At 54.8% G+C, this 22470-nt stretch carries 17 protein-coding genes and 2 tRNA genes; 9 read left to right on the forward strand and 10 right to left on the reverse strand.

Annotated elements, in window-relative coordinates; genetic code table 11:
- Nucleotides 1-62: 62 nt before the first annotated feature.
- The 3 genes from DYU11_RS08550 to DYU11_RS08560 all read right to left on the reverse strand — a co-directional run bounded on the left by DYU11_RS08550 (nucleotide 63) and on the right by DYU11_RS08560 (nucleotide 5272).
- Nucleotides 63-215, reverse strand: coding sequence for a hypothetical protein (locus tag DYU11_RS08550; protein ID WP_310589467.1), 153 nt, complete (start codon nucleotides 213-215; stop codon nucleotides 63-65).
- A 132-nt stretch (nucleotides 216-347) separates the two neighbouring features.
- Nucleotides 348-2570 carry a carbohydrate binding family 9 domain-containing protein gene (locus DYU11_RS08555; RefSeq protein ID WP_119667230.1) on the reverse strand — a complete coding sequence of 741 codons (2223 nt, stop codon included), beginning with the start codon at nucleotides 2568-2570 and terminating at the stop codon, nucleotides 348-350.
- Between the two features lie 113 nt (nucleotides 2571-2683).
- Nucleotides 2684-5272, reverse strand: a complete 2589-nt coding sequence (locus tag DYU11_RS08560; RefSeq protein ID WP_119667231.1) for a M14 metallopeptidase family protein — start codon at nucleotides 5270-5272, stop codon at nucleotides 2684-2686.
- Between the two features lie 160 nt (nucleotides 5273-5432).
- Between DYU11_RS08560 and DYU11_RS08565 the strand changes: the two genes are divergently transcribed.
- From DYU11_RS08565 to DYU11_RS08580, 3 genes are all read left to right on the forward strand, one after another.
- Nucleotides 5433-5504: transfer RNA gene (locus DYU11_RS08565), tRNA-Glu, on the forward strand.
- Nucleotides 5505-5523: 19 nt separating this feature from the next.
- Nucleotides 5524-5598: transfer RNA gene (locus DYU11_RS08570), tRNA-Glu, on the forward strand.
- Nucleotides 5599-6045: 447 nt separating this feature from the next.
- Nucleotides 6046-6822, forward strand: a complete 777-nt coding sequence (locus tag DYU11_RS08580) for a YciE/YciF ferroxidase family protein (RefSeq protein WP_119667233.1) — start codon at nucleotides 6046-6048, stop codon at nucleotides 6820-6822.
- An 82-nt stretch (nucleotides 6823-6904) separates the two neighbouring features.
- Here DYU11_RS08580 and DYU11_RS08585 read toward each other — a convergent pair whose 3' ends face one another.
- From DYU11_RS08585 to DYU11_RS08595, 3 genes are all read right to left on the reverse strand, one after another.
- A complete protein-coding gene (locus tag DYU11_RS08585; protein WP_119667234.1) occupies nucleotides 6905-7168 on the reverse strand; it encodes a hypothetical protein in 264 nt (87 codons plus the stop codon).
- Between the two features lie 81 nt (nucleotides 7169-7249).
- Complete coding sequence (locus DYU11_RS08590; protein ID WP_119667235.1) at nucleotides 7250-7690, reverse strand: hypothetical protein; 441 nt, start codon at nucleotides 7688-7690, stop codon at nucleotides 7250-7252.
- A gap of 64 nt (nucleotides 7691-7754) precedes the next feature.
- On the reverse strand, nucleotides 7755-8504 hold the full coding sequence (locus DYU11_RS08595) for an SDR family oxidoreductase (RefSeq protein WP_119667236.1): 750 nt from the start codon (nucleotides 8502-8504) through the stop codon (nucleotides 7755-7757).
- A gap of 135 nt (nucleotides 8505-8639) precedes the next feature.
- On the opposite strand from DYU11_RS08595, the gene DYU11_RS08600 reads away from it, so the two are divergent.
- Entirely contained in the window at nucleotides 8640-9542 is a 903-nt protein-coding gene (locus DYU11_RS08600) for a histone deacetylase family protein (protein WP_119667511.1), read from the forward strand.
- Nucleotides 9543-9637: 95 nt separating this feature from the next.
- Here the strand turns inward: DYU11_RS08600 and DYU11_RS08605 are convergent, their stop codons facing one another.
- The 3 genes from DYU11_RS08605 to DYU11_RS08615 form a co-directional block, all read right to left on the reverse strand.
- Entirely contained in the window at nucleotides 9638-10126 is a 489-nt protein-coding gene (locus tag DYU11_RS08605) for a YciE/YciF ferroxidase family protein (RefSeq protein ID WP_119667237.1), read from the reverse strand.
- Between the two features lie 286 nt (nucleotides 10127-10412).
- Nucleotides 10413-11063, reverse strand: a complete 651-nt coding sequence (locus DYU11_RS08610) for a response regulator (RefSeq protein ID WP_119667238.1) — start codon at nucleotides 11061-11063, stop codon at nucleotides 10413-10415.
- A complete protein-coding gene (locus DYU11_RS08615; protein ID WP_158600249.1) occupies nucleotides 11017-14082 on the reverse strand; it encodes a sensor histidine kinase in 3066 nt (1021 codons plus the stop codon). Before DYU11_RS08615 ends, DYU11_RS08610 begins: the two co-directional genes overlap by 47 nt.
- 134 nt (nucleotides 14083-14216) lie before the next feature.
- Between DYU11_RS08615 and DYU11_RS08620 the strand changes: the two genes are divergently transcribed.
- From DYU11_RS08620 to DYU11_RS08640, 5 genes are all read left to right on the forward strand, one after another.
- Nucleotides 14217-14996 carry an HpcH/HpaI aldolase family protein gene (locus tag DYU11_RS08620; protein WP_119667240.1) on the forward strand — a complete coding sequence of 260 codons (780 nt, stop codon included), beginning with the start codon at nucleotides 14217-14219 and terminating at the stop codon, nucleotides 14994-14996.
- A gap of 762 nt (nucleotides 14997-15758) precedes the next feature.
- The gene (locus tag DYU11_RS08625) at nucleotides 15759-17759 is read left to right on the forward strand and encodes a porin family protein (protein ID WP_119667241.1); all 2001 of its coding nucleotides are present in this window, start codon (nucleotides 15759-15761) and stop codon (nucleotides 17757-17759) included.
- A gap of 76 nt (nucleotides 17760-17835) precedes the next feature.
- Nucleotides 17836-18624 carry an adenosylcobinamide-GDP ribazoletransferase gene (locus tag DYU11_RS08630; protein WP_119667242.1) on the forward strand — a complete coding sequence of 263 codons (789 nt, stop codon included), beginning with the start codon at nucleotides 17836-17838 and terminating at the stop codon, nucleotides 18622-18624.
- The gene (locus DYU11_RS08635; protein ID WP_119667243.1) at nucleotides 18609-19193 is read left to right on the forward strand and encodes a histidine phosphatase family protein; all 585 of its coding nucleotides are present in this window, start codon (nucleotides 18609-18611) and stop codon (nucleotides 19191-19193) included. Before DYU11_RS08630 ends, DYU11_RS08635 begins: the two co-directional genes overlap by 16 nt.
- A 9-nt stretch (nucleotides 19194-19202) precedes the next feature.
- Nucleotides 19203-19745, forward strand: a complete 543-nt coding sequence (locus tag DYU11_RS08640) for a DUF6580 family putative transport protein (protein WP_119667244.1) — start codon at nucleotides 19203-19205, stop codon at nucleotides 19743-19745.
- A 61-nt stretch (nucleotides 19746-19806) separates the two neighbouring features.
- Here the strand turns inward: DYU11_RS08640 and DYU11_RS08645 are convergent, their stop codons facing one another.
- On the reverse strand, nucleotides 19807-22428 hold the full coding sequence (locus DYU11_RS08645) for an MGH1-like glycoside hydrolase domain-containing protein (protein ID WP_119667245.1): 2622 nt from the start codon (nucleotides 22426-22428) through the stop codon (nucleotides 19807-19809).
- Nucleotides 22429-22470 lie beyond the last annotated feature (42 nt).

Raw genomic sequence — 22470 nt, forward strand, 5'->3', positions numbered from 1 at the left:
CAGGTTCCAAACTTGACATCACACCACCGCAACCTGCGGCCCTCAATTAGTAGGATAGTATGTCAACGACGCCCTCTGCCAAAAAGCCGGGCCAGCAACCAGAGGATGCCGACAATGACCACAATAACCAGGATGCCGCCTGTCCAGGCTCCTGCTTCGAAGATGTCTCCTATCAATTCGCAGCTGGTGAGCGAAAGCGTCAGGACGAGTGCCATGAAGGCCTTCATTAAAAACCGAAACCAATCGTTCATAATCGTTGAGTGTTTGACGTAGTGAATCCGACTGCTCTTCGCAATCGGATTACTTAACAACTTCACCTTAGGTAGAATGTTTGAACGGACTGACCATCAAACGTTCCACCAATACGTCCATTTCAGCACCAGTGCCCGGTTCCGGACTGAAAAGAACCCCGGAACGTCCTGGCCAATCTGCGCACCGTTGGGTAAGTAGTTATCCGTATAAACCAGAAAAAAGTCCGATGCAGGTTTGTAACGCCATTGAATGCGGGCGTTCACGTTCATGTTCTTCTGCTGCTCGTTGTATTGCACAAACGTAGTCAGGTAGAGTGTGTTGGTCATTGTTACGTCGAAGCGCGGCCCGACCAGCCAGAACGTGGTTCGACCCCACGGCTGCGGCAGCTGGATGTCGTTGTAGCTTGCGCTGGCGGCCAGACTGATGTACGGCTGGAACCGGTAGCCCCCGTCGATGGTCAGGTTGAGTCGGGAGCCGTTGGCGTAGTAGCCCCCGTAGCGCGTCGAAAAGCCGTAGGTAAACAGACTCTGCGGCTTGGATGTAAACTGCGTTCCCCACGCTTTCCACCCATGTTCGGTGCCGATAGCCAGGGTTTCGCGACCGGTGTTGGTCGGGTCGAAGGGACTCAGCAGCCGCACGTAGTCGGTCGCTACCCAGCCTGTGAGGGTAGCCCGGCTACGGAACGTAATGAGGTAGCTCAGGTAACTCTCGTTGTCGCTCTGCCGCCCGGCCGGATCGAAGAAATACGTCGACTGTACCTGCGGGCCGTGGCTGAGCACCTGCCCACCCGTCGGGAAGAAGGTATGCCCAAGCAACGCCACCAGGCGCTGATAACCCCGGCGTGGTACGTAGCCGGCTTCGGCAGTGTAGTTCTGGCCCACCGCTTCAAACTGACCGCCGATGAGCCACTGGCGGCTGTTGTACTGCAGGTTGGCGGCATACACGTTGTCGTTCGTGGATTCGCCCGGCGTATCCACGCGGGGCTGAAACGATTTCAGATAGAGGGCTTTGCCCGTCCAGAGATTATTCGACGAGGCCAGGTTGTACTCGAATCCCAGGTTGCGGTTGTACTGGCTGTACCGCGGAGATTCGGTGGAGGGCGTGTAGTTCAGCGACTGTTTATTCACGAACAGGACTCCTACGTTGGAGCGGGCAAACACGCGCCGTTGCAGAGCCAGCACCGCGAAGTTCTGAGCGGGAAGCTCAAGATCGTCTACACGGCCGGTCTGCATGTCCATTACGCCAAGCCGCCAGTCTTTGTTAAGCTTGCCACTGAGCCGGGCACCAAAGCGAATCGGTACGCCACCCAGCCCAATCCGGCGACTGAAGAACGGTCGGATGTTGGCGTAACCGAAGTTGGTGAACTGATCGCCGTTCTCCAGAAAAAACTGCCGGCGCTCCGGAAAAAACAGCTCGAATCGGTCGAGGTTGGTCACCTGCTGATCGACGTCCACCTGCGAAAAGTCAGGGTTTACGGTCAGGTCGAGGTTCAGCGACGACGTAATGGCAACTTTGGCATCCAGGCCCGCCGTGAATCGTCCTTTGGTAGGGATGCTGTTCTGGTAGTCGCGCGTGAGGCCGGTCAGCGCATAGGGAATAAGTGAAATGTTCGGCCCCGGCGTAGGTGGCGGTACGTCCCAGACCAGCACCCCCGTGTAGGCCAGCGACGCCGTCGGAAATTGCCGGGGAACCGGTGCCCAGGCCGACTTTTCGGTGGTTTTCAGATCCTGGCGGCTGAAGTTGATGCCCCAGCGGGTGATCCCCTGTTTGTACCGGATGGTCTTGAACGGAATGGCTAATTCCAGCACGTAGCGGTCGGCATAGTTGCGCACCACCGATGTCCACTTGTTGTCCCAGCTCAGGTTCGCTTTACTGCCTTCGTAGACCAGACCGTCCCACTGCGCCCCGGCCGCGTTGGTACCGAACGTAAAGCCGTTCGTCTGATCATCGAACGTATCCATGAAGAAAATAAAATTGTCGTTCCGGCCGAAATTCCAGTCGCGCCGGAGCGACTCAACGATGTAGGGCCCCGCTACGTTGCCATGGAAACAGACGGCGCTCAGGTACAGATTGTGATCGTCGTAGGTCATCCGGACATCGGTCCGAACGGCGGCCCGGCTGGTGTCCATGGGCAGCACCATCCAGAAATCACCGGCTACGTCGGCGGTTTGCCAGGCGGGTTCATCAACGGAGCCGTCTAAAGTGATCGGTGACCCGGCTCGCTGAATGCGGAGTTGATACGCATCATTTTTCTTCTGCGCCCTCGCGAAAGGCGTAATCAGCAACCAGCCAATCAATAAAAGTAAGTATGTCCGCACGGAGTAGATGTAATCAATACGTTAGCAAGCAAAGGAATAGACGAACGGGATTTACCGTATAGCAAAACGCAGCGACCACCGGCCACTGCGTTTTGCTGTTGAGAGGTAATCATCTAATTACCAACCATAAATACAGCATTGCCGAACAGCAGCTTGCCGTTGTACCAGAAACCCCGGAACAACGGGTCGTCGGCGAGGTAGATGACCGTGCCACGGCCGAGGCTCTGCACGCCCATCGTCAGCGTATTTTTCAGTTTTTCTTTCGCGTTCTTGCCCGAGAAACCGGCTACGTAGTTATTCGCTTTCAGGTAGCCGACGTTCCAGCCGTCTTTCAGGAAATCGAAATTGTAGGCGTTCTGCACCAGCGAATAGTAGCCGTCTGCCAGGCCGAAGGCGAGCGGATGCGTGGTATCCAGATTGATCCGGTAAATACTGCCCGGTGTTTCGTCGGAGATCGCCGTTCGCTCCCGGTCGCCGTAAATTTTCAGCGAGTCGGCGGGATTGCCTTTGTCCTTGCTGCCTTTTTCTTTACCGTCCTTATCGTCTTTCTCTTTCAGATCGAAACCGTCTTTACCGGCCAGGAACGATGCGGCCCGTTCCATCGCGATCAGCTTACCGCCCGCCCGAACCCATTCGCGAATAGCCGCGAGGTTCTTTTCGTTCAGGAACCGGCTGTAATTGTAGTTAGTCGGCAGCACAAGGACATCCAGTTTGCTCCACTCGACGCTGCCCAGCGCGTTTCCATCAATCAGCGTTAGGGGGTATTCCAGTTCCTGATCGAAATAATGCCAGACCTCGCCCGCGGCCGGGGGGAGGGTGCCGTCGCCGAGAACCAACCCGACGCGGGGTGCTTTCAGACCCGTTACGAAGTCCGAGCCAAAATCGGAGCCTTTAGTAACAAAACCGGTCTGCACGGGCGTAAGCGCAACGCCGGCTTTGGCCGCTGTTTGCGAAACAACCGCATCAAATCGGTCGCCGAGCCGTTCATTGCCCGCCCGGGTAATAAGCAGAGTGCCCGACTGGTACGTCTTGCCGTCCAATTCAAACGGTTTCTCAGCCGCCCGCACCCGAATTTTCTGCTTCAGCAGAGCCGCCAGTAACTGCACCGACGGCAGCGACTGCCAGCGGGCCACGTAGGCATAGGGCTTACCGGCCTGTTGGGCCGGACGCTGAGCGTTGGCATCAGCCGCAGCCGCAACCGGATTGATACGGTTCGTCAGGCCATAGGTTTGCAGTCCGAACGCATAGGGCAGCGACCAGGCCGTGATGTCATACGTTGCCGAATCTTCCAGTGTCGAGTTGGGTTCGAACAGAATCTTCAGCAGCGTGGATTTCGGCTGGTAGGCGCTGATTACCATATCCTCAGCCGCTACCGATACATTCTTTTCATTCTTTTGCGACGTATAATTGAAGCCGGTAACGGTCTGGGCTTTACCGGCGTAGCCGAACCGGATCTGGTTGCGTGTCAGCAGTTGCTGCAAGGCTTTCAGGCGGCCCGGATCGCCGTTGGCTTTAATTACGTACGATTTGTAGGTCCCTACCGGCGTGTTGCGGGCTTTATCGAAGAAGCTACCAAATTCTTTCACTACGTCTGCCGAGCGATCGGCAATGGATTCGAGCGTAGCAATACTGGACGCTACGTGGTGATCAATCCGTTGCCGGAGCGTGAGGGTATCGCCGTCGGCTTTTTCAATGGCCAGACCAGCCCGACCGCTGCCGCCCTGTTCGTAAGTCATACCGATGGCACCGTTGTAGGTCGGGTAGGTGTCGCCGTAGCTGGGATAGAACAGGTCGAATCGCTCCCGGGTGTAATAGAGCCATCCGTTCCGGTCGAAGTACCGACTGCAATATTGCCCGATTACCTGCTGGAATTGACGCTGAAAGGGGGTAATATCCTCATGATACGGCTTGGCCGACGGCGCAAAGTAATACGGACTTTCGACGCCCATTTCGTGAAAATCGCCGTGAACGTGGGGCATCCACTGGTGATACAGCGCCATCCGCTGCTGTGTAATTTCCTGCGTTTGCCAGGCCCAGTCGCGGTTTGGGTCGAACAGATAGTGCGAATACCGACCTCCCGGCCAGGGCTCATTGTGCTCCCTGGCAAAAGCCGTTGGATCAGCATTTCGCCCGGCCATCTGGTTGTACCAGTTCACGTAGCGATCATGACCATCGGGGTTCAGACCCGGATCGAGAATCACCACGGTCGTGTTCAGGACTTTTTTCGACACGGCATCGTTCGGGTCGAGGAGCCGGTACAGTACGTCCATGAACGCTTCGGAACTGACCGCTTCGTTACCATGAACGTTGTAGCTCAGCCAGGCGATAGCGGGTTGGGCCGTGGCTGAAGGCTTTGCATCCGTAGCGGGATCATCCAGCAAACCGGTACGTTTGAGGTTAGTAGTCCGAATCTCTTCCAGGCGGCTCAGGTTCGCTTCTGAGGCCACAACAACGACCATCAGCTGACGACCTTCGTGCGTGGTGCCGTATGGCAGCAATTTAACGCGGTTAGGAGCCTGGCGGGCGACCTGCTCGGCGTAGGTCAGTACGCGTTGGTGGGGTGTGAAGCGTTCGCCAATTTTATATCCCAGGAATTGCGCCGGTGCGACGATACCGGCCGAATTTTGTACAGTGGGTGAAGTTTGCGCCGGGGCTGAAAAGGACAAGACCGTCAGACCCGCCAGCAGCAACAGTTGTTTCATGAATTGGGGTTACTACAGCTAAATTGATTTCATCAAAAATAGTAGTAATTCGGACAGAAAGGCGATTTATGACAAAATTTCAATTGGAGATATTGGATTATAAAATCATATCCGTACTTTTGCACCACGTTTCGCCAACGTCCGGTACAAACCGCCATCAGGCCCATTCGTCTAGCGGTTAGGACACGTCCCTTTCACGGATGAAACAGGGGTTCGATTCCCCTATGGGTCACTACCAGGTTGGCGCAAACGGCCCATTCGTCTAGCGGTTAGGACACGTCCCTTTCACGGATGAAACAGGGGTTCGATTCCCCTATGGGTCACCAAGCCCGACCAGCACTGGTCGGGCTTTTTTTGTTCCCAACACAGTACTCTCCAGCTTAGATCGTATTCGCCTGGAATGGGGCTGAAGGATGAATTATTCAAAAGCGACCTGGTCACGCCAGACCAAATCCGGCCAGACCAGGGTGCTGTGTTCAGGTTAGAGGTGGCTATATCTAGAATCGTAATTGCTCGTCATGGATACGGGATAAAGCACATCAGCCTGCAAATCAGACTCGATAGTGCCTCGTTACTAAGCTTTTGGTTAAATCTATCCAGTGCCGCCTACTCTATGGCACGTGGGAATGGGATTGTAGTCTACTATTTTTGTGGAAAAAGATAAACACAATAAATTATTACAAAAGTGTAACGTTCACAGTATCAGCGCTTGGCACGGTTGTTGGCCATTGAGGGGAGTCAATCAACTTACTAACTATAAAACTACACGAGCTATGGCATCCCTAATGGACCGAGTATCGAATTTTTTCGGAGGCAATGACGCTGAAACGGGTGAAGGCCTCCGCAGCCTCTTTATCAATGAACTGAAAGGTATTTATTACGCCGAAAGGCAGGCCGTTGACGCATTGGGCGAACAAGCCGATGCGGCTTCGACGGATGAGGTACGGAACGCGTTCCTGATGCACCAGGAAGAAACCCGTAATCAAATTATGCGGTTGGAGCGCGTATTTGACAGCATCGGTATTGAAGCCGACAGCATGACCTGCGAAGCCATCGACGGTTTAGCCGAAGATGCTCAGAAAGTGGTAGCTATGACTGAGTCAGGATCGCTGACGCGGGATGCCGGTCTAATCATTGCCGGACAGAAAGTAGAACACCACGAGATTGCTGCGTATGGATCGGCCGTAACGCTGGCTAAAGTACTGGGTTACCAGGAAGCCGCACAGCTGCTTCAGCAGACGTTGCAGGAAGAGAAAAACACGGACCAGAAGCTGACCCAACTGGCTGAGTCATTCATAAACCAGCGGGCTGCTTCGGAGTCTGATATGAACAATACGTACGGCGATCGGGACACTGACACGGTACGTCCGGATGGCACCCGTTATGATGATCGGGGCAGCATGGGACAAACGTATCAGTCGGGCTCAAGCTACAGCAGCGGTTCACAGATGGGCGGTACTACAACTTACGGCTCTGGTACGACAGGTTCCAGCCCAAGCAGCACCGGTACCAGCAACGACGCTACGCTAGGTGGAATGACAGGCGTGTAGAACCGTATCTGACCACTTATATACAATGAAAAAGGTTCCCGAAGGGAGCCTTTTTCATTGACAGGTTATAGTACCGGAATAGTCATTTGGTTAAAGGACTGTTTCCATCGTTATACTCAGGATCAGGTTCTGTTCCGTCGTTATTGCCTACGCTTATCCCATCGCCGGGGGCTGTGCTGTCGATGGGCGTACTGGCCGGGGCATTGACATCGCCGACCAGATCCGACGGATTGTATTCTTCATTGCCCATTTCACCCTGATCCGGAATCTGCATCGGGCCTCCCGTGTCGGGTCGGTACGTTTGCGACTGCTCGTTCAGCATTGCATCCTGATTTGTGTTTTCCATATGTACGTTGAGTTTAATGTATACGGGGTAGCCACGAAGCAAGTGCTTCTATAATTTTCTAAAACCCGCTACGTGATAAAACTAACCGCGGATAAAAACTTCCCACAATCGATTATATAACGTGCGGGCGTATGACGTGATATCATGCTGCGATCCGTGGATGGTAAACGGCATAAACCGGCGCTCTGAAGTCGGCAGTGGTTCAACCTGAATGGTTCGGCCGGCTGTCCAGCGCCCTCCAATCCGGCGGGTTGAACCGATCAACCGAATGCCGGCATCCGGCAGGTCAATCGTGCACGTTTCGGCCTGGCGGATTTTAGCCAGGTCCAGCGAAAAGCGCTGTAGCTGACTGGCATCGAACCACGACAGGGGGGGCATACTTAGGTGATCGGCTTCCCGGTTTTTCCGATACAGAAAGCGCAGCGACAACAGCGAGTGCCCGGCCGTAGCCCGAAGCGTTACCTGCGTGTCGAGCACCTCCACGGGAGCGGTCTCGGTTGATGTAGAAAATTCTATATCCATAGCTGATGAAGCAGTTTCAATTTAGGTACTAAACTAAGTAAACGAATGAGTGTTTTATATGTAGTTACACGTAAATCATCTTCCGGGTCATGCCACCATCAACTACAAAATTCTGGCCGGTAATGAAACTGTTTTCCGGACTAATCAGAAACAGAATCATGCGCGCGATATCATCGGCCTGGCCTACGCGCCCGGCCGGATGCTGAGCGTGATCTTCGGGCCGCAGCTCGTCGGGCTTCGCTTTCGCTTTCTTTTTCAGAGCCGATACATCGATCCAGCCGGGGCTGATGCAGTTCACCCGAACATCGGGACCCAGGCTTACTGCCAGGGCGTGCGTCAGGGCCAGAATACCTCCTTTAGATGCGGTATAGGCAAAGGTATCGGGTTCTGACTGAAAAGCACGCGTAGACCCAATATTTACAATGCACCCCTTCTGAGCAGCCAGGTAAGGAGCCGTATGTTTGGCACACAGAAATGACCCGGTCAGGTTGGTGCCAATCACGCGGTTCCATTCGTCAAGGGTCAGCTTATCAAGCGGTTTCTCAATCTGAATGGCTGCGTTGTTGATAAGGGCGTCTACCTGCCCAAAATGACTGATTGTCTGTTCGGTGGCTTTCCGAACATTCAGTTCACTCGCTACGTCGCAGGATACGAACAGTATCTGTGCGGTAGATGCCTTAAAAGCTTCGCGAAGTTCGGCAAGGGCGTCGGAGTCAGCCTCCCAGATGGCTACGCGGTAGCCATGCGTGAGCAGGTACTGTGTGGTGACACGTCCGATCCCTTGTCCGCCACCCGTTACAATAGCGGTTCTCATAGTGTCTGATAAAGCGTAAGAACGGGGAAGATAGGTCGTTTTTTAACACAATCGGCCGAAGAGTAGTTAAGTGGACTGTATCCTTATTAAACGGGACATCGCCCCGTGTGGCTGTCCGGCGTTTCTGTTCCTTTCATGCTGCAGATTGCTTTTGCGCCTGTTTACAGGCACCCGTTACCGGAAGGCCACCGCTTTCCGATGGTTAAATACGAACTCATTCACGAGCAACTGCTGTACGAAGGCACCTGTACGGATGCTAACTTCTTTCGCCCGCAGCCCGTCGACGACCGCTGGGTACTGGGTGTGCATACGGCCGCTTACGTCCGGCAGCTCCAGACGCTGAGCGTCGACCCGAAAATGGTGCGTCGAATTGGCTTTCCGCTGTCGGCGGGGCTGATTGAACGCGAGTGGGTAATCACACAGGGCACCATCGACTGCACCCACAAAGCCCGGCGCGACGGCGTGGCAATGAACGTAGCGGGGGGGACCCACCACGCATTTCCGGATAAAGGCGAAGGCTTTTGTCTGCTGAACGACGTCGGCGTAGCCGCTCATTACCTGCTTGTCACCGAACAGGCCCGGCAAATCCTCGTGATTGACCTCGACGTGCATCAGGGCAACGGAACGGCCGTCATGTTTCAGCACGAGCCCCGGGTGTTTACCTTCAGTATGCACGGTAAAGACAATTACCCGTTGCACAAGGAGCGATCGGATCTGGATGTTGAATTACCGACTGGTATGGACGATGAAGCCTACCTGAACGTACTATATGATACGTTGCCCAAACTGATTCAGCGGGTGCAGCCGGATTTCCTGTTTTTTATTTCGGGCGTCGATATTCTGGCCTCCGATCGGCTGGGGAAACTCAAGGTCAGTCGCGAGGGGTGTCGGCTGCGGGACCAGTTTGTTTTTGGAGAAGCGCTTCGGCATCAGCTGCCGATTGCCGTATCGATGGGAGGGGGGTACTCACCCCGTATTGCCGACATCGTCGAAGCACACTGCAATACGTTCCGGATGGCGAATGAGTTGTATTTTTAAAAGGGAGAAAAGGAGGAAGGGGAGGAAAGGAGAAAGGAAACAGTGAAGTTAAATCCCTTTTCTCCTTTCCTCCCCTTCCTCCTTTTCTCCTCCCATCATGCCTTCGTTGCCTGCTGGTTAACTTTGCCGGTAGCAATGCGGGTCAGTTTCTCGTCCGTCGATTTTTCTTCCTGAAGGGTTTGCTCCAGCAGGTCGGCGATTTCCTGCTGACCCGCCTGCTGGGCCATAGTGCGGGCCGTTCCGTAGCCGGCAATCTCGTAGTGCTCCATTTTCTGAGCAGCACCGATGATGGCTGCGTCGGCCAGTTGATCATCTTCCAGCTGGTCAAGCAGATCTTGGGCTTCTTCGATCAATCCCTGCATGCCCATGCAGGTTTCACCTTCTGTGCTGATGCCCATTTTCTGAGCGATCTGCTCCAGACGCTTTACCTGTTGTTCCGTTTCGCGCTGGTGCGTATCAAACGCCTGACGTAGTTCGGCATTCTGAACCCGCGAAGCCAGTTGTGGCATGGCTTCCAGAGCCTGTGTTTCGGCGGAGTACAAGTCCTGGATCATGTGCTCCATCAATTCATTAACGGTTTTCATAAAGGAAGTTTATTAGAACGTTTGATTGATTGTCTACAAGTATATAGACATCATAGAGTCAACACGGGTAAAAAATGGGTTGTTTAAAAAAGAAGGGAAAATCGACAAAGCGGACAACAAAACGGCCAGCCTTCCGAGGTCTTCAGAAGGCTGGCCGCTAAAAAAGGAAGGGCTGAATAGTTAGTACTGTTAAAATATAGTGTGGATAGAAAGCATAACAAAGTTACTTTACGGTCTACCCCTCCACAATACCCGAATCCGGGTATATTTACGTATCAATAGGTTTTTATAAACCTACCTCCAGCGCAAACCGAACCAGCTCGGCGACTGTACTGATGCCCAGTTTAGCGTAGATATTTTTCCGATGCGTTTCAATGGTATACGGACTGAGGTGCACTTTGTCGGCGATCTGTGGCGTACTTAGGCCGGCTTTGATGTGCCGGATAATTTCAACCTCTCTGGGTGAGAGCTTGTATTTTTTCAGAAACGTGTCGTCGGCGTGATTGCTGAACTGTTTCTGATCGGCCAGCTTTGGGTCAAAATACGTATGGCCCATAGCTACCTCCCGAATGGCCGTCAGCAGTTCGTCCTTGGTGGAGGTTTTGAGCATATAACCCAGTGCGCCCGCCTTCCGGAAATCGTTGATATACCGACTTTCGCCGTACATGCTCAGAATCAGAATGTACAACTGCGGGTACTGCGCCAGCAGGAGCCGTGTGAGTTCAAGCCCATCCATCTCGGGCATGTTGAAATCGATGATGAGCACATGAGGGCGGAGCAGCCGAACCTGATGCAGCGCTTCCCGGCTGTGGTAAATCTGGCCGATAATGGTTATATCCGGGGCATCGGCCAGCATGGCCCTGAGCCCTTCACTGAACAGGCGATGATCATCAATGATGAGGATGTTGATGACTGGTGTGGTTTCCGATTGCATCATAGGGCACGTCGAGCATGACAATGTAGCTTTGTTCGTTGCGATCTATGGCTAACGATGCATGCAGATATTCTGCCCTGTAAGATATATTATTTTGGCCTATACCCGGTGACAAATTCGTAGAAAACGATTGACGTGTAGGCGTTTGTGGCAAAGGAGTTTCAACAAGGATGCTTAAGTGACGCGGATGATAACCTAGCTGAACAATGGCTAGCCCCTGTCCACTGTGTTTTAGCCCGTTCTGGATCAATTCGGTGATAATCCGGTACGTAACAAGTTCGCGCTCGGGTTCAAGCCGGCGGATTGTTCCGAACAGAATGAATTCGAACTGCATGCGGGCCGACCGGTTGACCCGATCAATCAGCTGCTGCACAACGTCGGGGAGGGCGTATCGTTCAAATTCAACCGGCATCAGGTCGTGCGTAATGACCCGCAGGTCGTCACTGGCTTTATCGATCAGCTCATACGCCTTGCTGATCTCCGGAATGGCCGTCGGAGCCGGTTCTCGCTCGCGTGCCCGTTCCAGCATGCCTTTGATGGTGGCCAGCGTATTACCAACGTCGTCGTGCAGGTCCTGGGCAATCCGCCGGCGTTCACTTTCCTGCGTGGCCAGGGTATTCTGCATCAGCCGCTGCTGGCGGTCAAACCGCTGCCGGTTAAACGCACTGACGCCCCAGGCTACCAGACCGACCAGCCCCGCCAGACTCAGCAGGATGAACCACCAGGTTTGCCAGAAAGGCGGCTGAATGCGAATCCGGACTTGCGTAATGGGCGTGAGCTGGCCCCGGGCGTCTAGGGCACGTACCTGAAACGTGTACGTACCCGACGACACATCCGCGTACCGGACGGTATTGGTTTTTGTGAGGGACACCCAGTTATTGTCAACACCGTTGAGCCGGTAAAAAAACGAGTTGTTTCCGTCGCTGAAGTAATCGAGGGCTGCGAAGCTGATCGCAAAAGTACGCTGCTGCGACGTAAGCGTTACCTTGCCGGTTTCGCCAATGAAGCCCCCGGTTCGGTACGGTTTGTCGTTGACCTGAAAATCGGTGATACGTACCGGAACCGTAGCGTCGTAGTCGAGCTGGTTTGGCACAAAACGGTCGAGGCCGTGTACCCCGCCGAAATAGAACGTACCGTCGGAGCTGATCAGGGCGGTGAAGCTGTTGTATTCACGACCCCGGGTCATAGGAACGGGGGTTATCGTTTCCTTAGCTGGCAAAAATTTGGCCAGTCCATTATTGGTGCTCAGCCAGAACCGCCCTTTCTGATCGGGGAGCAGTGCATACACTACGTTGTTGGGGAGCCCCTGGCGGGTGGTATAAACGCGGGTAACCCGTCGCGAAGCCGGATCAAAGCGGACCAGCCCGCGGTCGGTGCAGATCCAGATGCATTGCCGGGCCGGATCCGGATACAGGTCAAGGATGTTGAAGCCCGGCAGGGTGGTGTAGAGCCAGGTAAGCTTGCCCTGTTCGTACCGGTATACCATCAAGTCCTGATCCCGGCGGCCGGCATAGAGCAGCTGGGTGGCAGCGTCGAAGTACAGCGACCCGTAATAGTTGCTCCCGGCATCTACCTGGCCCAGCGGCCGAAGCTGAGCGTCGTGAATGAACAGACCGGCGTAGGTAGCCACAATAAAATTGCCGTCGGGTAGTTCCAGCATACCCCGGATGTACTGGCAGTCCTGATCGTCGCGGCAGAGCGGATTAGGGATGGTCATAAACCGGTCGCCGGCCGGATCATACTGCTGAATGCCCCGCTGATTGGCAATGAGCAGCCGACCGTTCCGGGTTTCGACGATATGCCGGATATTGCCCTTGGTCGTTACGCCCATCTCAACCGTATAGGCGCGCATGGTTCCCGTAGCCGGGTCCAGCCGGCGAATTCCACCATCGACGGTGCCGATCCAGATCTGGTGCCGCCGGTCTTCGCAGAGGCCCCGGATTGCGTGATTATTCAGGTCGCTGGCGTCGGCGGGATTATCGGAAAATGTTTCGATACGGTACTTACTGGGATAAATAATATCAATGCCAAAGGGGTCGCTGTTTACCCAGACCAAGCCCAGATCGTCGACGTAGATTTCTGGTATCTGGTTAGTCAACAACGAATAGGATTTATTCAGGCCCGGCCCCACTTCCCGAACAATCCGCATCCGGACGGGGTCGTACAGCCACGCGCCGGCTCCCTCGACAGCCAGCCACCAACGTCCCTGCTGGTCTTCCATCATGCTCTGGAATCGGAACAGGCCAATGCCGGGCCGGAGGGGATGCTGGTGCCGGAGACTCGTTAAGGTGGCGTCAAATTCATAAATACCTACCGAACTACCTAAGCAATACTGTCCGGTTCGGGTTCTGTAGAGCGATTGAAATACCTGCCGGCCAGGAATACCGTCGGTCGGCTGTCCCGTATAATACGTCGTTAACCGACGGGTCGGGATGTGGTAGCGGGCAAACCCCACGGGAAGCAGAAACACCAGCGACTGATCGGCCGGACGGTAATTAATCCATTCGGTGATGATGGTCGATTTAGGTCGTATCTGCGGGTTAATCAGGGTTTTGCGCTGAGTCTGAACATTGAGCCGGACCACCCCCTCGATGGCATTACTATACCAGACCGTCGAATCGTCGGCGTAGAAAGGTGTGTGCAGACTGAAGCGTTTCCGGCCCCGGTTGTCGGTTACGTAGTAGCGCCGGAACGAGTTGGTTTGGCGGACGTACTGGCTGAGACAATCTTCGGTTCCCGCCCACAGATCTCCCGACGGCGCTTCGATCAACCCCTGAATTTCACCTTTGCCGATAGTCGTTGAGTCGAGTTCGTCAAACTGATACCGCGTAAACCGGGTGCCATCGAAGCGGTTAAGACCGTCCTGGCTGCCCGCCCAGATAAACCCCCGGGAGTCTTTGATAATATGGTAGCAGGTGCCCTGCGAAAGCCCGTCGGTGGTGGTCAGGTGACGTACCGGAAACGGATACTGGGCATGAACAAGCCTGACAGACCAGATCAGTATAAATACTAGGCAGCGCATAGCAAAATGGTGTAGGAATAGCGCTATAAACATACGGGTTGGTTAATCGGTATAAAATACCGGGATACTGGTATTTGTTGGATCGATGAACTTCTTTGCGTTCTTTGCGAAAACGGTAAACCTTTTCAGCGTAGATGAAGGAGAATCTGGTTAAGCAAAAGCTGATCAATAAACAGCCCGTGCTGGGCGTACTGTCGAATAGTGCCGATCCGACCATTGCCGAACTATGCGGCTTTTCGGATCTTGATTTTTACATGATCGACGGCGAACACAGCCCCGTCACGACCTCGCAGGTGCAGGAGATTGTCCGGGCCTGCGAAACCAGTGGCATCACAGCCCTGGCTCGGGTTCGCAGCGGTGATCCCAAGCTGATTCTGCAATTCCTGGATGCTGGCGTTATGGGGGTTATGATCCCGGGCGTCACGTCCGTCGCCGAAGTGGAAGCGCTGGTCCAGGCGGTAAAATACCCCCCAATGGGAAACCGGGGGCTGGGACCGGTACGGGCCGCCGATTACCTGCTGGGGACTATGGGGCAGGGCGAATACGTCCAGTTTGCCAACGAGCAGACGCTGCTGCTGCCCCAGATCGAGACCGTTGAAGCCGTCAATAATCTCGAGGCTTTGTGCCAGGTACCGGGCATCGACGGGTTTGTTGTCGGGCCGCGTGATCTGGCCATGTCGATGGGCTACTACGATGGGCCGGCCAACAGCGAAGTTCGGAAAGCAATTGCGGGTATTGTTGAAACCGTACTGAAGGCCGGACTGGTGATCGGAACAACGGCCGCTACGGGCGATCAGGCCCGGGCGTTGATCGACCGCGGAGTATTGTTCTGCCTGAATTCGGTAGCCGGTTTGCTGCGGTCGGCTGCCGGCGAGTATTTAAAAGGAAAAGAGCCGGCCGGACAACCCTCCTGATAAGATCCATTGTCCAGACTAAATCGAAAGCCTGCCGAAAAAACATTCTTGCCTTTCCAACGATTTAGTAGGGGAGTGAATCGGGAGAGGGAGAAGCGAAAAAAAAACTTAACGATTTTTGATGAGTTTAGCGCAGCCCGACCGAATCATAAGCGGTAAACTATAGGCCGTCCGTTCCCGGCGGGCCATGAACACAAAAGTGTGTTTATTGTTTATTCGATAATTTGCAGACACCAGGTTACGTAATGAGCTAACATACAGCAACGATAAAGGCATAATTCGCCGTCAGCGAAGAATACCATGTCAACGTTGCCAGTAGCTCAGGAGAATGGGAGCAGCCCATTCCTTGTGGTTAAAGTCAGGTTCAGACCATAAAAAAAATAATAATCAGATGGTGCAAAGTTTACATCCTAGTGCTTACGTTTGCCGCATAAATAATCTATCAGCGGTTTTGAAAAAGCACTGTCTTCCACGAAATCCCGGGTAAGAGGTTACAAAAATTGGCTATTGTCAGCTTTAGTGTGCACTTTTTTATGAAATAGTAAGCGGAGTATGTTCATCGTCTTGAAAAAAAATTACTTTCGCTCATCAGCGATGAACAGCTTTACAGAAAATTTCAGCATGCTAACACATAGGCAATTGGCTCGTTGGGCGATAAAATCCACTGTTCTGATAGGATGACCGTTCCCTAATTTTCTTTAAGGGCTTTTGTGAAATTAACAGTTTAGTTAGAAACATTGCGTCAAAATTAAATCCGTCTCTATGCGAACATTTATCCAACAACACCCCCTGCGGATGCTGGCTGGACTCGTGTGGCTGAGTTGTGCTATGCCTTCCATCAGCCTTGCTCAACAAGTTGATACTGTCCGGCGAGATGCGGTTCAGCAATCTACAGTTGCTACCCCATCCGCGGCAACTGATACGGTCCGGCCACGCGACCGTGAACTTTACCGGGATAATATTTACAGGCTGGGTAAGCGGCCCTTCGCCGACACGCTGAACCGCCAGGATTTCAAATCCGTGGCCAGCGACGTCGCCGAACTGGACGACTGCGATACCACCTTTCAGACGTTTATTCTCGTACGTCGACAGTCTCCCTGGCGGGTTGGGCTTTTTGCAGGGCCAAACTTCGCCTATTGCGGTACCTGGGAGAATACCTTTGGACCTAACCGGCGCGACAATTCGCTGTACAACGGAGCCGGTATTAACGTAACGGCCAACGTTGATTACTTCCTGACCCGCCCTGAGCGCCGGCTTCGTTTCGGTGTAGGTGGGGTGCTGGGGTATCAAAACTACGTAACGCGCCGGGTCTATCGGGACTTCCTGTTCTCACTGGCCAACGCTCGTGGCATTTCGAGCGATCAGGTGCTGTTCAAGCAGCGCGCATCCGACGACTTCTACATTGCTCTCGGGCCGGTCGTAACGTTTAACTTCTCACGGAACCGTACGGGTCTGCGGACGGGTACGTTCCTGGAACTGGGTCTGCGGGGTGGTTTGTTCCGGACGGAAGCCGCTACCATCACAGCGTCAGTACCGAGCCAGGCCGATCTGCTGATCCGGTCAGTTAACCCGAGCACGAAGATTCTGCGTCCGGGTGGTATCCTGTCGCTGGGGGTCTTTTTCCCGCTGCGTAACAACTGGCACATCGGTGTGCAGGCACAGGGCTTCTACACGCGTCTGAACTACCTGATCGTAAACGGTATCGACGACCAGTTGCTGGAGTTCAGCCGGAAACACGGTGGTTTCAGTGCCGGTATCGGCGTACGCAAAGGCTTCATCGAGCGGAAGCTGATTCCGAAGGCTCCGATTGTTTGCCCGGTCTGCGACTCAATCCCGCAACTGTCTGTACGTTTTGCTAACAACAACCCGCTGGCTGGCCTGTCATACGCATCCGACAGCCTGCCGTCTAACTCTACGCCGGTGATCAGCTGGCGCAGCACCACGGTGAACCCGCGGAACGAAACGTTCACGGCTCGTCTGCACTATAAAGCCGATACGCTGGGCGCTGCCCGCGATACGATCATCGCACAGGTTGAAAACACGACTGATACAACGCTGACGTTCCCGCAAACGTACCTGGATTCGGCTGGCCGCCCGGCCCGTGGTTTCTACTACGTAACGGTACACAACCGTCAGGAAGCGAAGTGCGGTACGTGTATGAGTGAGGTTGCAACCGCCAGCTTTACCATTCTCGGACCACGTGGTGCTGAAGAATGCGAGTTCCGCCACCGTCTGGAGCGCCTGGAGGTCTACTACCGCACGCCATACACACGTGAAATTGCCAATGTCTGCTACTGTAATGGTCAGATCACGTCCGTGGGCGACACGGTTCTGCGTCTGAGATACCGCACGCTGAACCGCCGTCTGGCTGAAGGTGTCGTTGAGTTCGACACGAACACGGTGCTGCTGAACATTAACCAACTGCCGGGTACGCTGGCTCAGACGCTGCAAACCGAGAAGTCTCGGATCGAAAGCGGCAACGCCATCCGCTACAGAGGCCGTCGGGTACGTCCGCAGGTGCTGTACTTCCGCGCTGTGTTCACGGTTACGAAACTGCCGTGCAACGGTCAGCCTGAGCAGCCGGTGGGTAGCTTCAACACGACGATCAGCGATGATACGTTCTCGATCACTGATCTGAAGCCGCTGACCGATGACCAGAAGGCTCGTCTGCTGGCACCGCCGGCACCAGCCCGTAAGGCTCCGGCTCGTCGCCGGGCCGGCAACAGCGGTCGCCGTTCGGATGTAAGCTTTGATCTGAACTAAGCAATAAGCTATAGAGTGCAAAAACCGGGGGCTCAGGCTCCCGGTTTTTTTATGTTTGTGCCAACTTGTACGATCTATGATCAAGCTCTTTTTTACCGCCCTGATGTTTTACACGCGCCTGCCCGTTCCGAAAGGCATTGATCATTCGGCGGATGCGCTCAATCGGGCTACTATTTTCTTTCCCCTGATTGGCTGGATCGTGGGCATAACCGGCGTTGGCGTCTACTGGCTCGGTACGGTGCTGTTTCCGCCGACCTACCTGCCTGTCCTGTTCAGTATGATCGCGACAATCTGGATTACGGGTGCCTTTCACGAGGATGGTTTCGCCGACGTGTGCGATGGATTCGGAGGAGGCTGGACCAAAGCGCAGATCCTGACCATCATGAAAGACAGCCGACTGGGAACCTACGGTACCATTGGCCTGGGCTTGCTGCTGGCCGTCAAATTTTTTGCGCTGCAATCGCTCCTGTCGGCAGAAGCGTTTGGCTGGGCCGTAGCCCTGAAGTACGTATCGGCCCATAGTGTCAGCCGATTCATAGCCGCGACGATTATTCCGGCTTTACCTTATGCGCGGGAAGACGACGAAGCCGCTAAAGCCAAGCCCGTGGCGGAAGGGATCAGTACCAGGCAGGTAGCCATAGCGGGCGTGTTCGGCATCGGGCCGCTGGTAGCGCTCTGGGCGCTCACCGGACTCTGGATCTACCTGACGTTTCTGATTCCGCTGTTGCTGCTTCGCTGGCGGCTCATGTCATTTTTCCGGCGGTGGATTGGCGGTTATACCGGCGATTGCCTGGGGGCCACGCAGCAACTCGCCGAAGTAATCATGTACCTGTCGTACGTTTCCTTGTTATGGATATCTATCTAGTTCGACATACTGAAGTTGCCGTGGGACGTAGCGTAGCCTATGGGCAGGCCGATGTGGACCTGGCCGACAATTACCTCGAACAACGGGATCGGTTGCGCTCATTTCTGCCCACAGAATCATCGGCCGTTACGTTTGCGAGCCCGCTGAGCCGGTGCCGGAAGCTGGCCCTGGATCTGACGGAAGCCGACGAGCCGGTTGTTTTTGACGACCGGCTGAAAGAAATTCATTTTGGCGATTGGGAGCTGATTCCCTGGACCGACATTGGCCGGGAAGTGCTGGATCCCTGGATGGCTGATTTTGTGAACGTACGAACCCCAAACGGCGAAAATTTTCAGGATGTATTCGACCGGGTTGGCGCGTTCTGGCGGGAGCAGATTGTGCCCCTCGCGGAAAGCGGTACCGGGCAGCCGGTTTTCGTTATTACCCACGGCGGAGTGATCCGCGCTTTGCTGTGTCTGTTTCTGGGGTTATCTTTGCAGAATGCCTACCGGCTACATCTTGACTATGGCTCGGTAACTAAAGTAACCATGAACGGGTTATACTATACGATACAATACATTAATCGCTGATTTGACCGCATGAAACCATTGACAATTCGGTTAGCCACGCTGACGGCCATCGTACTGACAACTGCCTTGTTTCGCCTGCTGCCGCACTGGCCGAATATGACACCTGTGGCTGCCCTGGCCCTGTTTGGCGCGGCAACGTTCGAACGCAAGTGGCTGGGTCTGATCGCTCCGCTGACGGCTATGGTGATAAGCGATGCCCTGATTGGTTTTCACAGCAGCATGGGAGCCGTTTATGTCAGCTTTGCTCTGACGTGGCTGCTGGGATTGTGGCTGCTCCGGAAACCAACGGCAGGGCGCATTGCAACGGCCTCCGTTACGTCGTCGGTGTTGTTCTTCCTGATTACCAACTTCGCGGTCTGGTACGGTAGCTCGTTCTATCCGCAGACAACTGCTGGGTTGATGAGCTGCTACGTTGCCGGTCTGGCGTTTTACGACGGAACGTCGTTTGCACTGAACGGCCTGATGGGTGACCTGCTGTTCAATGGGCTGCTGTTTGGTAGTTATTACCTGCTGCAGCAACGCTTTACCGTGCTGCGCCCGGCTCGTGCCTAAAGAACGTGACTTCTGCAAAGCGAACGAGTCCCGGCTACCTGGCCGGGACTCGTTCGCTTTATTAGTTGCGGTATTTCCGGGCAATCAGATTCGCTACCAGACCTGTCCAGCCCGTCTGGTGGGATGCGCCTATTCCCCGGCCATTGTCGCCGTGGAAGTATTCGTAGAACAAAATGTAGTCCCGGAAATGCGGATCGCGCCATTTCGGATGGGCCCCGAACGTCGGCCTCTGGCCGGCCTTGTCGGGGGTAAACAGGCTTATCAGCCGGTTGCTTAGTTCAAGCGCCACCTCGTTGAGAGTCAGCATCTGGCCCGAGCCCACGGGGTACTCGACCGTGAAACTGTCGCCAAAGTAGTGATAAAACCGCTGGAGGCTGATAATAAGCAGGTAATTGACCGGCATCCAGATAGGCCCACGCCAGTTTGAATTACCGCCGAACATACCGCTGTCGCTCTCGGCCGGGGTGTAGGCCAGCCGAAACGTAGTACCGTCAAGCCGGAATTCGTAGGGATGCTTCTCGTAGACTTTTGATACGGCCCGGATGCCGTGCGGACTCAGAAACTCTTGTTCATCGAGAATGCGGGTCAGCAGCGACTTGATGCGGAAGCCACGCAGCAGACTTAATAGTCGTTTTTCGCCGACACCCGGCTCAAAATACCGCGATACCTGCTGGTACAGCTCGGGGCGGTGTTGCTGAAACCAGCGCATTCGGTTGGTGAACGATTGACACTCGTGCAGGAGATCGTCGCTGAGGACCTCGACGGCAAACAGGGGAATCAGCCCGACCATGGTTCGAACCCGCATCTTTTCGATACGGCCGTCGGAAAGCCGAAGCTGATCGTAGAAAAACCCATCGGCTTCATCCCACAGGCCGCTGCTGCCTTCGCCAATCTGAGTCATGGCACCGGCGATGTAGAGAAAGTGGTCGAAATACTTCGTTGCCAGATCCACGTACACCGCGTCATGGCGGGCCAGTTCCAGCGCAATACGCATCATGTTGAGGGCGTACATGGCCATCCAGCTTGTGCCGTCGGCCTGCTCCAGGTGACTGCCGTCGGGCAGGACGGTGTTTCGGTCAAATACGCCAATGTTATCCAGCCCCAGAAAACCACCTTCAAAAATGTTGTTGCCCAGTTCATCCTTGCGGTTCACCCACCACGTAAAGTTCAGCATGAGCTTATGGAAGATGGAGCGCAGAAACGTCAGGTCGGGATCGCGCTCGGGATGTTGCTTTTTTTCGTCGTGGTAAATGCGCCACGCTGCCCAGGCCTGCACCGGCGGATTCACGTCGTCGAACGACCATTCGTAGGCCGGTAGCTGGCCATTCGGATGCATGTACCACTCGTTGGTGAGCAGCAGCAACTGCTGTTTGGCCAGCGAGGGGTCGACCATGGCTAGTGTAACGCAGTGAAATGCCCAGTCCCAGGCGGCATACCAGGGATATTCCCACTTATCGGGCATGGAAATGATATCCTCGTTGATCAGATGCGCCCAGGTATGGTTGCGCCCCTGTAGTCGCTGTCGGGGTGGGGGAGGCCCCGCCGGGTCGCCGTTGAGCCACTGCGTTACGTCGTAGTGGTAGTACTGTTTGTTCCAGAGCATCCCGCCCAGGGCCTGCCGCTGAACGAGTTTTTCGGCCTCGGTGGCTTGTTGCGGGTGAATTGCCCTGTAAAACAGGTCTGCCTCGGCTTTGCGCTGGGTAACGAGGGCGTCAAAGTCAGCAAAGGGTTGGTTTGAAACCGTCTGGCTGAGCCGCAGCCGAAGGGTAGCCGATCCGCCGGCCGCAATCGACAGGGCATAATGGGCGGCCGCTTTGGTTCCGGTTCGGGCGGGGTTGATGGTGTAAGCCCCGTGGAGCAGGTACTCGTTGATGCCGTCTTTGTAATACAGGCCGTCGCGGCTGGTTTGCCCCCAGAGCCGCTCCGTATTGGTTTCGTTATCGCAGAACAGCCAGTTGGGGGTGCCATCGGCATACACGACGTACTGCCCCAGATCGGGATGGGTGGCTATGACCGATCCGTCAGGGTGCCAGACCAGCGAGGGTTTATGAGCTGCCTGCTCCGGGTCCCAGGCCCAGGTATTTCTAAACCAGATGGTTGGCAGCAGGTGAAGATCGGCCGATTCCGGTCCCCGGTTATGGACTGTTATTGTGAGCAGAATGTCGTGCGGGTTGGCTTTGGCATAGTCGACAAATACATCGAAGTAGCGGTCCTGATCAAAAATACCCGTGTCGAGCACTTCGAACTCCGGGTCCAGTCGGGACCGACGGCCATTTTCGCTAACCAGCCAGTCGTATGGATACGCCTGCTGCGGGTATTTGTACAGCATCCGCTGGTACGAATGCGCAGGCGTTGCGTCGAGGTAGAAGTACAGCTCCTTGACGTCTTCACCGTGGTTCCCCTCGCTATTGGCCAGTCCGAAGAATCGTTCTTTCAGAATGGGGTCACGCCCGTTCCAGAGCGCTACGGCCAGGCAAAGGCGCTGCCGATGATCGCAGAAACCCGCGATGCCTTCTTCGCCCCAGCGGTAGGCGTAGCTGCGGGCTTTATCGTGCGTGATGTATTGCCAGGCATCGCCGTTGGTGCTGTAGTCTTCGCGGACGGTGCCCCACTGGCGGTCGGAGACGTACGGCCCCCACTGTCGCCAGGCCGGATCGTGCAGGCGTTGATGTTCGATGGTCATGTCGGTGGTTTATGGTTTGTCGTTCGTAGGTTGAAGTCAAGC

This window comes from Fibrisoma montanum (assembly GCF_003583365.1).
GTDB classification, from domain to species: Bacteria; Bacteroidota; Bacteroidia; order Cytophagales; family Spirosomataceae; genus Fibrisoma; species Fibrisoma montanum.